14 protein-coding genes are annotated in these 14,864 nt (G+C 40.9%); 3 read left to right on the top strand and 11 right to left on the bottom strand.

Going from position 1 to position 14,864, the window contains the following annotated elements:
- Window positions 1-51: 51 nt before the first annotated feature.
- Complete coding sequence (locus H5180_RS05160; RefSeq protein ID WP_182757831.1) at window positions 52-1,569, bottom strand: hypothetical protein; 1,518 nt, start codon at window positions 1,567-1,569, stop codon at window positions 52-54.
- Window positions 1,570-1,643: 74 nt separating this feature from the next.
- Window positions 1,644-3,107 carry a dGTPase gene (gene dgt / locus H5180_RS05155; RefSeq protein WP_182757830.1) on the bottom strand — a complete coding sequence of 488 codons (1,464 nt, stop codon included), beginning with the start codon at window positions 3,105-3,107 and terminating at the stop codon, window positions 1,644-1,646.
- Window positions 3,108-3,309: 202 nt separating this feature from the next.
- On the opposite strand from dgt, the gene H5180_RS05150 reads away from it, so the two are divergent.
- A complete protein-coding gene (locus H5180_RS05150; protein WP_182757829.1) occupies window positions 3,310-4,521 on the top strand; it encodes an ectonucleotide pyrophosphatase/phosphodiesterase in 1,212 nt (403 codons plus the stop codon).
- Window positions 4,522-4,579: 58 nt separating this feature from the next.
- Here the strand turns inward: H5180_RS05150 and H5180_RS05145 are convergent, their stop codons facing one another.
- Complete coding sequence (locus H5180_RS05145; protein WP_182757828.1) at window positions 4,580-5,323, bottom strand: zinc-dependent metalloprotease family protein; 744 nt, start codon at window positions 5,321-5,323, stop codon at window positions 4,580-4,582.
- Window positions 5,324-5,381: 58 nt separating this feature from the next.
- Window positions 5,382-6,083, bottom strand: a complete 702-nt coding sequence (locus H5180_RS05140) for a hypothetical protein (protein ID WP_182757827.1) — start codon at window positions 6,081-6,083, stop codon at window positions 5,382-5,384.
- A gap of 460 nt (window positions 6,084-6,543) precedes the next feature.
- On the opposite strand from H5180_RS05140, the gene H5180_RS05135 reads away from it, so the two are divergent.
- Both H5180_RS05135 and H5180_RS05130 read left to right on the top strand, forming a co-directional pair.
- Window positions 6,544-7,545, top strand: coding sequence for a RimK family alpha-L-glutamate ligase (locus H5180_RS05135; protein ID WP_145238901.1), 1,002 nt, complete (start codon window positions 6,544-6,546; stop codon window positions 7,543-7,545).
- 239 nt (window positions 7,546-7,784) lie between these two features.
- Window positions 7,785-8,942 (top strand): benzoate/H(+) symporter BenE family transporter, encoded by a 1,158-nt coding sequence (locus tag H5180_RS05130; RefSeq protein ID WP_182757826.1) that lies wholly within the window; start codon window positions 7,785-7,787, stop codon window positions 8,940-8,942.
- Window positions 8,943-9,100: 158 nt separating this feature from the next.
- Here the strand turns inward: H5180_RS05130 and H5180_RS05125 are convergent, their stop codons facing one another.
- From H5180_RS05125 to H5180_RS05095, 7 genes are all read right to left on the bottom strand, one after another.
- Complete coding sequence (locus tag H5180_RS05125) at window positions 9,101-10,144, bottom strand: DUF2955 domain-containing protein (protein ID WP_145238906.1); 1,044 nt, start codon at window positions 10,142-10,144, stop codon at window positions 9,101-9,103.
- 12 nt (window positions 10,145-10,156) lie between these two features.
- Window positions 10,157-11,218 (bottom strand): HlyD family secretion protein, encoded by a 1,062-nt coding sequence (locus H5180_RS05120; protein ID WP_145238909.1) that lies wholly within the window; start codon window positions 11,216-11,218, stop codon window positions 10,157-10,159.
- Window positions 11,219-11,221: 3 nt separating this feature from the next.
- A complete protein-coding gene (locus H5180_RS05115) occupies window positions 11,222-11,698 on the bottom strand; it encodes a MarR family winged helix-turn-helix transcriptional regulator (protein WP_145238912.1) in 477 nt (158 codons plus the stop codon).
- Between the two features lie 131 nt (window positions 11,699-11,829).
- A complete protein-coding gene (locus H5180_RS05110; RefSeq protein ID WP_261375595.1) occupies window positions 11,830-12,723 on the bottom strand; it encodes an FAD:protein FMN transferase in 894 nt (297 codons plus the stop codon).
- Window positions 12,724-12,747: 24 nt separating this feature from the next.
- Entirely contained in the window at window positions 12,748-14,052 is a 1,305-nt protein-coding gene (locus tag H5180_RS05105) for a DUF3570 domain-containing protein (RefSeq protein ID WP_182757825.1), read from the bottom strand.
- A complete protein-coding gene (locus H5180_RS05100; protein ID WP_182757824.1) occupies window positions 14,043-14,264 on the bottom strand; it encodes a DUF4266 domain-containing protein in 222 nt (73 codons plus the stop codon). Before H5180_RS05100 ends, H5180_RS05105 begins: the two co-directional genes overlap by 10 nt.
- A gap of 9 nt (window positions 14,265-14,273) precedes the next feature.
- Window positions 14,274-14,747, bottom strand: coding sequence for a TlpA disulfide reductase family protein (locus H5180_RS05095; RefSeq protein WP_182757846.1), 474 nt, complete (start codon window positions 14,745-14,747; stop codon window positions 14,274-14,276).
- Window positions 14,748-14,864: the final 117 nt, after the last annotated feature.

Below are 14,864 nucleotides of genomic sequence, written 5' to 3'. Positions count from 1 at the left end.
GAAATAGTCTGAGCTTTGGAGAATAAACAACCCCCAGCGACAATTAATAAATTAATCGTCGGTTTTTAACTGTTTTGCACGCTCTTGTGCTGCAATTAATTTGGCTGATTTTGGCACTGTTTTTTTCGGGACAATCGTCGGCTTTTCTTTTGAATTTGGATCCCAAGTGGGGTCGAGTGATAAATTAGCAAATGGGTTAGCTTTACGCTGATTTGGATCTGCTACAGATGCGCCAGATATATCATCTCTTTCATCTTGCTCTGATACACTATGCTGCTCTGCTGCTAATTCATCGTTTAATGCAGCAAGCGCCTGTGCTATTTCATCATCACTGTCAGTTACCGTTAAAGTATCTGCTTGTGGTTGAACATCTACGGTCGTTGATAGCTTAACTTCCCTCGTTTGCGAAGGGCCTGATGTGAGCGCTTGGCCACTACTATTAACATCATCCGAATGGACAATTTCATTTGCTACTTCATTCGTTGCGCAATGAATAACGTTTTCATCATCCATTTTAGGTAATTGCTCAGCTTCGCTATCGAGCTCTGTTGTGGTCGTTTGGTGTGGTTCTAAATTAGTTTCAAGATCAGCTTCAACATTTACCGTCGCAGGCTTTATGACGTCTTTAGGTTGTTGTGGCTTCTGACCTGGTAATGGCGCATCAGGATCAAACATACGCACTTCAGGCTCTTTAAAATCATGCTCATTTTTAAAAAGCCGCTGCGTTGGCTCAACTTTTACGTTCACATCGTCTGCACTTATCACTTCAGTTTGTGGAGTTGCAATCACTACTTGCTCTGCTATAACTGCTTTTTTTGGCGCAACAGTGGATTCGCTTGCTGCGGGCTCAGCCTTTGCGGGGGTTAATTTTGATACAGCGGCTTCTGTACTTGAAGCCTCATCAGTTGCAGGAATCAGCGGCGCAGTTTCAACTGCTGCTTTTTTGTTAGCCCGTAAGCGCAGCAGCAACATTGCAGCTAAGAATAAAACTACTAACAACAGTAAACTTGGCATCAATAACGAATCCGACTCAGTGCGCACTGGTTCTGGGGCTGTTACCTTTATCGTCGCAGGTTCGCTTGTTATTACGGCTTCGGGTGTAGCGTCAACTTCATCATTGTTTTGCCCAAGCGGCTGTTCGACTGTGGTTTCTGCGCTGCTCTTTTGCTCAACTTCAATACTTTGGACATTCTCAACATTTTCAACAATTACAGACGCCTCCCTTTGAACTTCTGCAGGCTCATTTCTGGCTACTGACGAATTGCTGTCAAGGGGGGTTACAGTCGAGTTTTGCGTCTCTAATGTAGATTTTATTTTATTATCAACATGTGTTTTTGGTGCAACCACTACAGGTGCTGGTTGCGCTTGAGACGCTGCTGGAGGTGGGTTGCTGCAGTTGTTTTTATAATCTTTTGCAGCATTTCGATAACTACGGCTACTTGTATTATCGCTGTATTGTTGCATTTGTTGTTTGTACAAAATGCACATAGCTTCACTGTATTTAGCAAAGCTATTGAAACTAAAAGTAAATAAAATAAATAAACAAAGTCGTAATACGTGAGCCATCATAAATCTATTAAACAAAATAACACAATAAACTCAGTTTAATAGTTGTGCGCAAATTTATCTAGCTGTGTGTTTTGCTAATCAATTACCATCAAGGTACGGTATTCATCGTAAGCAAATTGATCTGTCATGCCACTGATATAATCTTGAATAAATCGACAGCGATAATAAAACTCATAAGCGAGGACATGATCGGGTTCTGCTTGCATCGCTTCAATGGCTTGTAAATAGCTATTTAAATGCTTTTTCGAAAGCTTTTTGAGCAACCGTGTTTCAATTAAGAAGCGACCATCCCCTTTGATCACCCGTTTAAAATCATCATGACTTAGCAGCAGTAATGGCTTATAACAATCAAGTAATCCATTGATAATTCGATAGCCTTGTAATTCAAGTTTACCGACTTCCTTATGTGAAAACACATATTCAAACGCCACTTGTTTCAAAGTGGTGGTTATAGCATGTAAATGACTGCGGTCTTCTAACAAGGCCTGATTAAAATCACCATGATAAACCGCTTCAATATTATCTATAAAACGTTTGGCCGCATAATTAACCAGAGGGTGGAGTAGAGTTACCCGTAAATAAATAAAAAACTCGCTATTAAAGTTATAAGGTTGCTGAGCAGCCTTATCGAGGGCATAGTTAACTGCTTTTTCAACCACGTGCTGATGCTCTACATCGTCAATAGTAAGATTAGTTAACACTTTTTGATAATGCTGTTTGAGTTTATCGCATAATAACTCAACAGTGATAATGCCCTTTTCTACGGCATCTTCAATATCAGCTAAGCAATATGAAATATCATCAGCCGCTTCCATTATATAACTGGCGGGGTGGCGACATTGTGGCTCTATCAATAGCTCTTTTTGCAATCTTTCAACAAAGTTTTTTTCACTGTAGTAAAAGCCTACTTTTTTCATCAAATAATTTTTAGTTCGTGGTATATCTTCTTTAGCCATACTTGCCGGACGCGTGTATTTTAAAATACCAGCCGTTTGGCTATAGGTTAAATTAAGTGATAACAGTGAGTGTACAATACGGATACCTTGCGCATTACCTTCAAAGTTACAAATATCTTGTGCTAAATGTTTAAATATTAAGCCAATTCCCGTGTGTGGATCGGCGCAGCGCTGAGGGGTAAGCGTTGCTAAATTTGCGTTAAACCAGTGATTAATCGCAGCTTCACCAAAATGACCAAACGGTGGATTACCTATATCGTGCATCAAGCAGGCCATTTCAACCAGACTTTCTAGCGGCCTCTCTAACCCTGTTAGGCCATATTCAGCTTGTTGTTTGGCCGTTAAATTCGCAAAGATGCGTTGCACTATAAAGCGCCCAACCTGTTGTACTTCGAGGGAGTGAGTTAACCGCGAGCGTACCGCAGCATTGCGCTCCAACGGAAACACTTGCGTTTTTTGTTGTAAGCGGCGAATTGCAGCACTATTGATGATACGGCCACGATCGCTTTCTAACGCCATCTGTAAATTAGGGGTTGAGCGCAGCTCACGCGCTGACGTTATTTTTTTGCTGAAATCGATCATAGACGCTCCTTTTATTGTCTACTTTTAATCTAACAGCTTGTTTACTAAATTAATATCTATGACTGCTGTTCGCACAAAATTTATCTATTAATAATTATCACGGTCATAAAATAGCGGTACACTGCATATTAAACATAAGCATATCGTAACGTATTTGTTTATTTTCTGATTACCAATAACGCCCAACAAAGGTATTAATACAATGAAGCCTATTTTAAGTTTTCTGTTATTAGCATTGCTCATTTATGGCTCTTTTAGCCACGCTAAAGACGATAGAAACTCTGCTAATAATACCGTAGTACTTGTTTCTCTTGATGGATTCCGCTGGGATTACATCGAAAAACACGGTGCTGAAAATTTAGCCGCAATAGCTAAATCGGGAGTTCGCGCAACTAAAATGCGCCCGGTATATCCGACTAAAACATTTCCTAATCATATATCTATCATTACTGGTTTATTGCCAATTAATCATGGCGTAGTAGATAACCGCTTTTGCGATACACAAAGAAATGAATGCTATAGCATGGGAAAAGGGAAAGACGACAGCACATGGTTCAACGGCATTCCACTGTGGAATTTGGCGTCGATGCAGGGATTAAAATCAGCCGCTTATTTTTGGCCAGAATCGGATGCGCGATTTAATGGCATGCTGCCGGATTACTTTTACCATTATTCAAAACACAGTGATTATCAAAATCGTGTTGATCAAATTATTCAATGGCTAACATTGCCAGCAGCGCAGCGCCCGCAATTAGTTGTTAGTTATTTTTCACTGGTAGATAGTATGGGCCATGAATATGGGCCTGATGCGGAGCAAACCAAGCAAGCGGTAAAAGAAGTAGATGTATTAATGGGGCAATTACAGCAACGTCTTAATGAACTAGAGCAAAATGTTAACTTAGTGATTGTCTCCGATCATGGTATGAGTACCGTTGAGCCAAACCAAAGTATTGCTATCAGCAGCTTACCGAAAGACGACAAGTTTATGGTTAAAAATACCGGACCGAGAGTATTGATCTATGCTAATAAAGGCACTACAAAAGCTGAGATCACAGCATATAAACAACACTTAACGAAAGCAGCAAAAGGGCGCTATACCGTACTAAGTGATGAACAACGTAAGCTTTATCACTATGCTAACAATGGCCGAACTGGTGATATTATTTTACAAACCACAGCACCAAGAAGTTTTGCTGATACCGGTAAAGTAAGCTATTTAGGTACCCATGGCTATGCTTATAGCGAAGATATGGCGGCAACCTTTATTGCCAATGGCCCAGCATTTAAAAATTCATTAGTAATCGATGAAGTAAATAACTTAGATGTTTACCCACTTATTGCCAAAGTACTGGGAATTAAAGTACTCAATGCAATCGATGGCGATGGCGCAACACTTTGGCCTGCTTTAAATTAAATAATAAAAAGAGCGCTAATGCGCTCAAAAGGGAAAAACTGTTCACTAAAAATAAACGCTATTTAAAGTTAGCAATACTGTCTTTAGTGGCATTTACTGTACGCCATGCAAACGATTCACTAGTTACACCGTAAGGAATACCATTAACACTCCAGTTCGGGTTAGAAAAATAATCATACTGCGTGGCACTACCAAATACATGAGGGTACGCCATAATACTGGCAAACTGATTTTGTACGCCATGGCCCATACCATCAACATAAACACCACCTGATGTATCACCTTGCTTACGAGAGTGTGCTAAGCCTTGATTGTGGCCTAATTCATGTACAAAGGTTGTTGCTCCACAATCTACCGCTGTAATACTGTACATACTGTTACTTACTGAGCTATATAAATTACCATTACTGCCATTGCCAACCCACGCAATACCACACGAAATTAGGTTACTGCCAGCACTTTGACCATTACCAAGCACCGCAACCATATCTGCCCCCCAACCATTGCGTAAACCTTGAATATAACTACTGTTAGTGACTGAATTTAGCCAGCTGCTAGAAGGTGTAATTGCATGATTACCTAAGTTTTCGCTGCCTACTAAACGCAGTGAAATATCAATACCATTTTGGCTATAAACCTGATTACTAAAAGCAATATACTGGTTAATTTTAGTATTAATGTTTGCAGTGGCGGCCGCCGCTTGATCTGTATATAAAATCGCAATATCAATAGTCGCGGCGTGGCTAGTTGCAGTCATACCTAATGCACATAATGCAGCTAAAGTAGTTAGTCGTTTATTCATAGTAGTTCCTTGTCAGGTTGTGTTGTATTACTGTGTTAAAGTCTGCTCTGAAAAATTTCTATAAGTTATTACCTTCTGCTTTTGGTGCAAACGGATCCTCACCATTGCTTGGCTCTAATGTGGGTTGATTAGTGACTTGATGTTCCATGTGGTTTTTATAAAGATCTCGCTTTGCCGCAAGCCAACCATATTGCCCTTTACCTTCAAATACATAATTACCGCTTGGTGCAGTTAATTGGCCATATATAGCGTCTGCGCCAATAGTCATCACGGTGGTGTGAAATCGCCCATCAGCACCAAGCACTCGGCCAAAAATACTTTTATCACCATTGCTAGCAGCAATTACATTGGTAACCTCTGCGCTAAAGGTTTCAGCGGTTTGTGGAATAGCTAGATCAAAATTATCGCCTTGCTTTAGCTTTCTGAGCGCAACTAAGTCAAATTCTATATAAACCTCATTATGTAAATCTGTAGGCAAAAATCCTGAGGCTTTGAGAATCTGCTCTGCTTTCTCTGAGAGTCGATTAATAGCATCAAATTCATCATGTGTTTGATTTACAGCTACTTTAGGTTTAGCTAAAACTCTTGGTAACGATATATCTGGTGATGTTTTAGCCCCTAACTTAGGCGCTATAGTCGATAACTGAACGTCACTCGCAGCAACCGAATGGGTTACATTGCTTTCTTTGTAGATAACGAACTCATATAGCAAAAAAGCACTGATCGGAACGATAACAATAAATGCAATAGCCCTTTTCATTTGTCTCTCTTTTAGATCTAAAGGTTAATATATTGTTATTTTTACATCAGAGTAAATTAAATCGCAAGCATAAATTTGTTACCGAAAACAAAAACGAAACTTTCAATATTTATCATATTAATCTTACAGTTAATAAATTAAATATATAAAAGTTATGAATGAATAACTTTAATACTAAAAATACAACGCGTTAAGTTAACATTAACTTATCAATTATACCTTTTGTAGTTACATACTTTATTGCAATAAAAAAACACCTACTATTGATTAACCAAAATGAGATATGAAAAATAATATTATCGTGACGATAAAATTTATTTGTTTTACTGCACATCAGATGAACCTCATACTCCGCGTCTTTTGCCGCAGACTCTCATCATCATAAGTGACTGTGAACATCTATAACGTAGTGAGCCTATTTTTTCTGTGAGCTGCGGATCAATACTCAAGAGGAAATACCATGCGTGGCTGGATCATTTATAAAGACAGTGCTGGATTACTAAAACAAGAGACCTACGAAGTAGAGCGTTTACTGGCCGCAGCAAAAGAAGAAGGTATCGATTTACAAGTTTTCTCTCCCGATCAATTTGATTTAACTATCACCCGCGAAGATGGCAAAAGCATTCTAATTGACGGTGTAACCACAACTTTGCCTGACTTTGTTATTCCTCGCATGGGCGCCAGCACCACCTATTTTGCACTAGCAATTATTCGCCATCTCGAGCGACTAGGGGTGTACTGCGTTAATAGCTCACAATCAATTGAGACGGTAAAAGATAAACTGTTTGCACAGCAAATTTTAGCTGAGCGTAACTTACCTACACCAAATACTATGCTGGTAAAATTTCCAGTAAATATCGACTTAGTAGATAGGCAAATAGGCTTTCCAGTGGTGATTAAAACACTTTCAGGCTCGCAGGGCAGTGGCGTATTTTTATCAAAGTCAAAAAGCGAATTTGACGATTTAATGCAATTAATTGAAGCCGCCAACCCGCAAGCTAATATCATCTTGCAACAGTTTGTTAAATCTAGCCATGGTCGTGATTTGCGAGTACTCACTATTGGTGGCCGTGCTGTCGCATGTATGGAGCGAAACTCTGGCGGTAAAAACTTTAAAGCGAACGTGAGTGCAGGTGGCACTGGTAAACCGCACCCAATTACTCCAGAGATTGAATGGTTAGCTACACAAACAGCTAATGTACTCAATTTAGACGTTGCTGGTATTGATTTATTATTTGATGATAATCACTTTAAAATTTGCGAAGCAAATTCAAGCCCTGGATTTGAAGGCTTAGAAGCTGCACTGGGGATCAATGTGGCTCGTGAAATCTTGCATTTTATTCGCATTCGCTTGGGTATTTTTGACCGCCCAGAGAATTTAAGCTTAGCCTTGGATGAAGACAGTAAAGCAGCGATGGAACAGCCTACTCCAAGCCCCATATTAAGCGCTGTAGTACAGTAAAATTTTAGTCGTAAATAACGACTATTGCTTTGTATACTAAGCTGTCATTGGTGACGTGTGAAAACTGTTACACCGTCGCCATTACAAATCTAACACTTTATCACTACCTCAGAACATCAATACTTTCTCCAACCAGTAAGACCTTAGTCATAAGTAACCTCGAAAGATAAACACGCCCTAGCATCAAAGTAATATTTGTGTATAAATAGAACGATTGAATTCAACGATTTAGGAACCACATGCAACTCTCAAATCAACTATTAAACCGTTTAACTGCGGGCTTAGTTGCGGTGATCATCGGTTTTACCAGCTCTATCGCACTTATTTACCAAGTCGTTATTGTGCTAGGTGGCACAGCGGAGCTCGTTGCAAGTTGGGTACTTATGTTAGGTATTGCGATGGGTGTCACTTCAATTGGCTTATCGTACTACTATAAAATCCCAATTTTAATTGCCTGGTCAACAACCGGTGCCGCTTTACTCATTACCAGTGCCCAAGGTTATAGTTTAAATCAAGCTGTAGGCGCATTTATGTTCAGTGCTTTACTGGTATTTATATCAGGGATCACTGGCTGGTTTGAAAAAATAATGCAACGTATCCCGAGTCAAATTGCTTGTGCAATGCTTGGCGGTGTTTTAGTGACTTTTGGCATAGATGTATTTAACTTTATGGGTGAAAAACCATTGCTAATTGGTGCGATGGTGCTGGTTTATTTAGTCTGTAAGCGTTTAATGCCACGTTTTTCGATGCTTATGGTACTGATTGCTGGGTTTGTAATGGCTGGCGTTACAGGGCAAATAGATACCAGCAGTTGGCAATGGAAAATGAGCGAGTTTGCGTTTATCGCTCCTGAATTTAATTTACAAGCGATGATCAGCGTTGGTATTCCGCTTTATATCGTCACCATGACTTCACAAAACTTGCCAGGCATTGCAGTGTTAAAAGCACATAATTACCCTGCACCCGTCTCTGCAGCGCTCAATGTCACTGGTTTTAGTAATATCCTTATTGCCCCTTTTGGTGGCTATGCCATTAATTTAGCTGCTATTACTGCGGCAATTTGCATGAGTGAAGATGCCGACAGCGACCCTAAAAAGCGTTACTGGGCAAGTATCGCGGGCGGTGGTTTTTATATCCTGATGGCGATTGGAGCAGCGACTCTAGTGGGTTTAGTGGCAAGTTTGCCACAAGCACTTATTTTAGCCTTGGCGGGGATTGCTTTATTCACCACCATTGCCTCGAGCTTACAGCAAGCTTTGTCTGATAGTTACTACACTGAGGCGGCAATGATCACTTTTTTGGTCACCGCCTCTGATCTTACTTTATTTTCTATTGGCTCGGCATTTTGGGGGATATTGTTAGGCGCGCTGACTTTATGGTTGATCCCGCGAAAATAACACTCGCAATAAATCAGCTTAACGCATCGTTGAGTAGCGATTGTGTTAATTAGTGGTTTATAAACTCACGCCTAAAGTGATCATTATTTAAACACAGTTAGTATAACAAAGTAATAACCGCCCTAGTGCATAAGGAACTGACTAAGGCGGTTATTATATTAGTCGAAAGTATGATGACGGGTGACACTAAACCGATTAAGAATATGATGCATAATATACACCGCACATAAACTCACGATTATCGCAACCGATACAGACGAAAACCGATAAAGCGCACTGTAAACCAAGTCTTGCCCAGGTCCGAGAGACTGGCCAAATAAAATTCCAAATGTGGTAATAACCCCAAATCCAACACCAGGAATACCGCCACCTAAAATATGATAACGGCTAAATATAAAAGTTAAAATCCACAAGATCAGCGCCGGAAAAATCAGAATATCGGTGTGATTATACAAAAACAGCTGCGATACTAACGCTAAATTACAACCAATTAATGTGCCAATTGCTCGTTGCCAGCCAGCCATGCCAGCGGCTTTCCAGCACAAAGGAAACAAAATTAAGATCGATGCCGCTTGTGCTGAAATTGAATCTTGTAAATCAAATACCTGAAAAATCACAAACGACAGTGTAGCAACCGTAGCGCACAACAGTACTTCGTGGCGAATACTCTCTTTTGCTTTTGTTGGCATCACCCGACCTTGGCGTGGTGCAACATCAGGAAATACAAAGTGCATTAATACCGCCGCTAACACGGTCACTACGACTGCTAAACCATTGCTGATGATCAACGGATAAATACTCGTGCCATTACCAACATAACTAGAAAAGTGCAGTTGAATAGATAAACTAACGACACTTAAAGCACCAAACAAAAAGTTAGCACCACAGCTCATTTGATAAAACAAAAATGCAAACGCTAAAAAGCACAGCAAGGTCATCGCCACTGGTAAATGAGAAAATAAACCCTGTACTATTAATACAAATAACCCACTAAATGCCGCGCTGGCAAAAAACTGACGAATGATATGTGCATTTAAAATCGGCACTAATCCTAATAACAACATAGGATAAACGGTGAAGAAAATACCATTTGGCCAATTCATCAATTTACATAAACTAAATCCCAACGCGCTGCCGCCAGCGATACGCAACGCTTGCCGAAGGCCATTCTGGTCTAGTTTTACAGGGACTGATGCAGACATAATAAAGCCTTATTAGTAAATGTAATGCAGTAAACTGATAAAGCGAATTTGCATGACACCAAACCATTGCCCAATTACTGACTCAGGCAGTAGCTGCACTGTTGCACGTGCACCACTAGGTAGTTTACTTAATAGCTGTGCTTGCTCTAAATCAATGTGAATACGTTGGCGCTGCGCATCACGAACCCAGCGATTACTGCTTTCAGTACTGCTTAATAAGCCATTAGCATTGAGCTGCCCATTACTTACGCCAGCTTCAAAAGAGCTCACTGTAGCTGCAAATACTTGGCCTGGCAGAGCATCAAACGTTACTTTTGCTTTGCTGCCCACTTTGATATTAACTAACGATTTTTCACGAAAATCAGCCACTAAATCAGCTTTATTGGCCACAATAGCTAACATCGGTTGACCTTTATTAGCAAATGTTCCGGTGCTTACTTGCAAGTTTGCGACTTTACCATCAGCATCAGCAGTCACTATGCTGTATGATAAATTGAGCTTCGCTTGTGCCAGTTGGTTTTGCGCGTGGCGTAATGCTAGGTTGTCTTCGCCTAATTGTCCACGCGCCAGTTTTGCCTCGGTTAACTGTGCTTCAATAGCTGCGACATTCGCTTGACTTGATTGATAATTAGCACTAATTGTTTCGTATTCTTGCTCCGAAATAGACCGTTTTTTCAATAACGATTCACTGCGATCAAATAACAACTGTTGCTCATGCAGCTTGGCATTTCCAGCGGCTAGCTGAGCCTGTATCGCTTTAACACTGCTATCTAAGCGCTGGTTTTGCAACTGCGCATCAGCATAAGCCAGTTGTGCTTGCTCTAGTGCTAATTTAAAAGGGGCTGCTTCTATTAAAAATAGCGCTTCACCCGCTTTAATCGCTTGATTATTATTCACCAATACTTGGTTCACGCGGCCACTTACTTGTGGCGTTACTTGTACTACAGGGTGATATACGCGCGCTTGCGGAGTAACCGGTAAAAACATATCGGCAACGACAAAGTAAGCGAACAATAAAATAAACCCAACTAATGATATTTTTACATAGCGGGCAAATTTCTGATCCGGTGTCATGAATTATTTCTCTCCAGAAAAGTGGCTAATACAACGTCGAGCATTGGCTTCCATTTGCACTAAACCATAGGCCATAGTATCAAGCTGCTGCGTTGTAAGTTCTGCATAAAGTTGTGTTTTAACCTCAGCCATAATGTCTTTAAGTGCATCTAATAATAGTAACCCTTGCTCAGTAAAATAGATTTTACGACTACGTTTATCATCGCTGTCAATGCGACGGACAATAATCGCTTGTTGCTCTAACTGTTTAACTGTTCGCGTTAGTGAAGGCATTTCAATCCCCAAACTGCTAGCCAGTTCTTGTTGTGTAACACCTTGTTTTAAATGATGGATATGGATCATCGCAGTCCAACGAGATTGTGTTAACCCTAAAGGCTCAACAGCGAGAGTAACGGCATCGCGACAGAGTCGAAAAACGCGCCCCATGCTACCGCATAAACTTAAATCTAAAGTTTCATGAAAAGGAGGTGATGAAATCATAATAGTACCTAGTTACTTAGCATGCTAACTAGTTTAACATTACTTAGCATGCTAAGTAAATATCGAAACGATTTAAAAAATAACGGCAAAGAGGGCTTTAAAAACGATTTAATATCACTGTGTTGAGCAAATTAGCGAATGATCCAATGGGGGAGGGGTTGTGAATCGAGCAATATCTGCGCATCGCGACCTTGTAGCATGGCCATAGTTGCTAACATGCCTGCTTGTATACATTGCGGCGCAGCGACGGTAACAGAGCGCGGTGCATCAGTGATCGAACAGCCAGTGAGAGGGTTAAGAATATGGCTATAACGAATGCCGTCTTTTAATAAATAACGCTTAGCATCGCCACTGGTTGCCAGAGCGCCGCTGCGCAAAGACACCACCATAGTTTGTTGTTGTACAAAGCCCGGATGTTCAATGCCAATTTGCCAGGCTTGACCGTCACTACGCTCAGTGGTGACAGCTAAGTCGCCCCCTAAATTAACTAACGCTGCAACAGGGCTGTGTGCTTGGAGTAACTGAATGCATTTATCAACTGCATACTCTTTGCCAATCCCTCCAAAATCAAGCTCCATACCTTTAGGCAAGATAATACTGGACTGATCAAACACAATTTTGTTGAAACCGATATTAGACAATAATGCACTTATTTGTGCCGGAGTTGGCAAGTTGTCGGAACAATCAAAATGCCATACACGCCGTAAAATACCCGAGCTAATATCAAACAGCCCGTCGCTTAAATCAAAGCATAGCTTGGCAAAATTAAGTAAAGCATAGGTTTCGTCATCGATGGCAAGTGGCAGCCCTTGGCTTTGATTTATAGCAGAGCAAACACTTTGAGTATTGTAACGACTGTATTTCTGTTCAATACGCCACACTTCGTTTGCAACCAGCTGCCCAAGTTGCTCGCCAAGCTGCTGATCGACGCTATCGACTAACAATTCACAAGGGCTGGCCATAGCGTTAAATTTTACACTTAGACCAGCGGCTTGCGGATGGATTGATATTACTTGTGCAGCCACGTTAGTAACTTAACCTATAACTCGTTAGAATGAATAACTAAATTGTAGCACTACCGCATCCACACTTGGGAATAAATCAAGTGATGCCAGCGCACCAGGTTGCTCAAACCCATTATTGGTAGGCTGCTGAGTGTAATATTCAGCACGTACCGACATACTGTGGCCATTACTAAGCTTAGTACCGTATTCTAAACCCAGCGTGTAAGTATCCATTTCACCAATACGATAATCAGCACTAGCAAACTGCGGCAAAGGCGCTGCTGCATTTAAAAATGGCTGATAGAACTCTGCCGCCGATTGCTGATAGTAGCGAAAATGCGGTTCTAGGTAACTGTCGTCCCCCAGTAATAGACGCCAACGTGAATCAACCGTATGCGACGTTATCTCCCAGTCATCCCACATATAACGATATGAAAGGTCAACAATACTGTTGTCAAAATGGTATTTGGTTTGCCAATATAGGCTTTGCTTGGTACGTTCATCAGGGCGGTTCTCGTATTGATAATCTTGTGTTAAACCATCATTATTTACCACACTAAGCACTTTAAACGGATCCGTTTGGTAACCATCCACCATTGAATATGAATAGTTAAACTGCATTAGCATTCTACGGTTGATGATTTGCGTAACACCGACAAGTAAATCGGTGGTCGTTTTATCATCTTGATCTGTGCGTCGCGTACTGTTAAAAGTGTCGTCCCAAACCGCACTTTCACTGTCACCAATTGGCATAGATGCAAATGCTTTCGGGATACCACCTTCGGGGGTAAAGGTATCGCTAAAATAACTGCCGCCCAACGACAAAGTAGTGTTCTTTTTATTAAAGTCGATGGCTAAGTTACCATTAACACCTAACGATAAATAATCATACTCTTTTGAAATATGCACGCCACCACTGACGGTATAATCCTGCGCCAAGGGTTGAGTCCACTGGGCATTAAGCTGTTCACGCGTATCACGAAAGGTATCATCCAGCGGTGTTTCACCAGGCTGAATATCATACTGGCCATTGCCTGAAGGACGGGTAAATGTTTGTACATTCGGTTGTGCTACCGCGCCATTTGCTGAGGCACCCGTTAATGTATCTAAGGTGAGCCGTAAATTTAAAAAGTGCTCGTCAGCAAATTCTTTATTGGCGTTGATCATCGCCTCTGTTGCCATAACACGATCTGTTTCACCGTAATACAGCACAGCGGTGTCAAACTGCCAATCTTTGTTTATTTGCGCCTCTGCAGGCGCTGTGCCTAGTAATGCGCAAGCAGCCAGCCCTAGTGCTGAAGCAATATTACTGGTTTGGTTCCTTTCGGTTTGTGAGTCGACTAGTTGCATCCGCAGCCTCCACCACCAAAGCTGCGTCCACCACTGGAGGCTTCTTTACTAAAGTAAATATGATCGTCAACCGCAGCATCTAATCCGCCACTGAGTGACATTTCATCTTTAGCTAATAGATCTCGTTGCCACGGTTCTACGCCAATACTGACACACCCAGTTGCAGATAGTATTAATATCGTTAGGAGACTATTTTTTATTAATTTTTTCATCATTACCTCTTAAGGCTGAACGGCTAATAACTGAGTTATTTCTTGCTCGTATTGCGCTTTTTTACTGTTCTTAAAGCCAATATGGCGATATTTTATTTTGCCATCACGGCCATACACATAACTACTTGGCATACCGAGTAAATCGAATTGTTTGCCTATTAGTGCATCAGGATCATAAATAATAGGAAAATCAGCAGGAGTGTGTGCTAAAAAATCAACCGCATCTTGATGCTCAACATCTAAGTTAACTGCCAACACCGTAAAGCCTTGCGATTGGTATTTTGTTTGCATTTCATTAAGCCAAGGAAAAGACTTACGACAAGGTGTACACCACGAAGCCCAAAAATCTAAAAATACCACTTGGCCTTTAAGCTCTGCTAACTTATCGGTTAGTTGTTGCTGACTGGAGATAACTGACACAACGGTTTCTTTACTTAACACTGGCGCACTCGCCATAGCAGTAAAAAGTGCAGTCACAAGCATAAACCGTGATACAGACCGAGAAATAATCACCACTTTTTAAGCCCCTAAAAATACCTAGAAAAATAATTAGTTTAACAATAGCAGGCAATTATTAAGAAATACTTAAGACAAGCCTAA

Source organism: Pseudoalteromonas sp. SR41-4 (assembly GCF_014163985.1).
GTDB classification, from domain to species: domain Bacteria; phylum Pseudomonadota; class Gammaproteobacteria; order Enterobacterales; family Alteromonadaceae; genus Pseudoalteromonas; species Pseudoalteromonas rhizosphaerae.
This window is presented reverse-complemented; position numbering and strand designations above follow the sequence as displayed.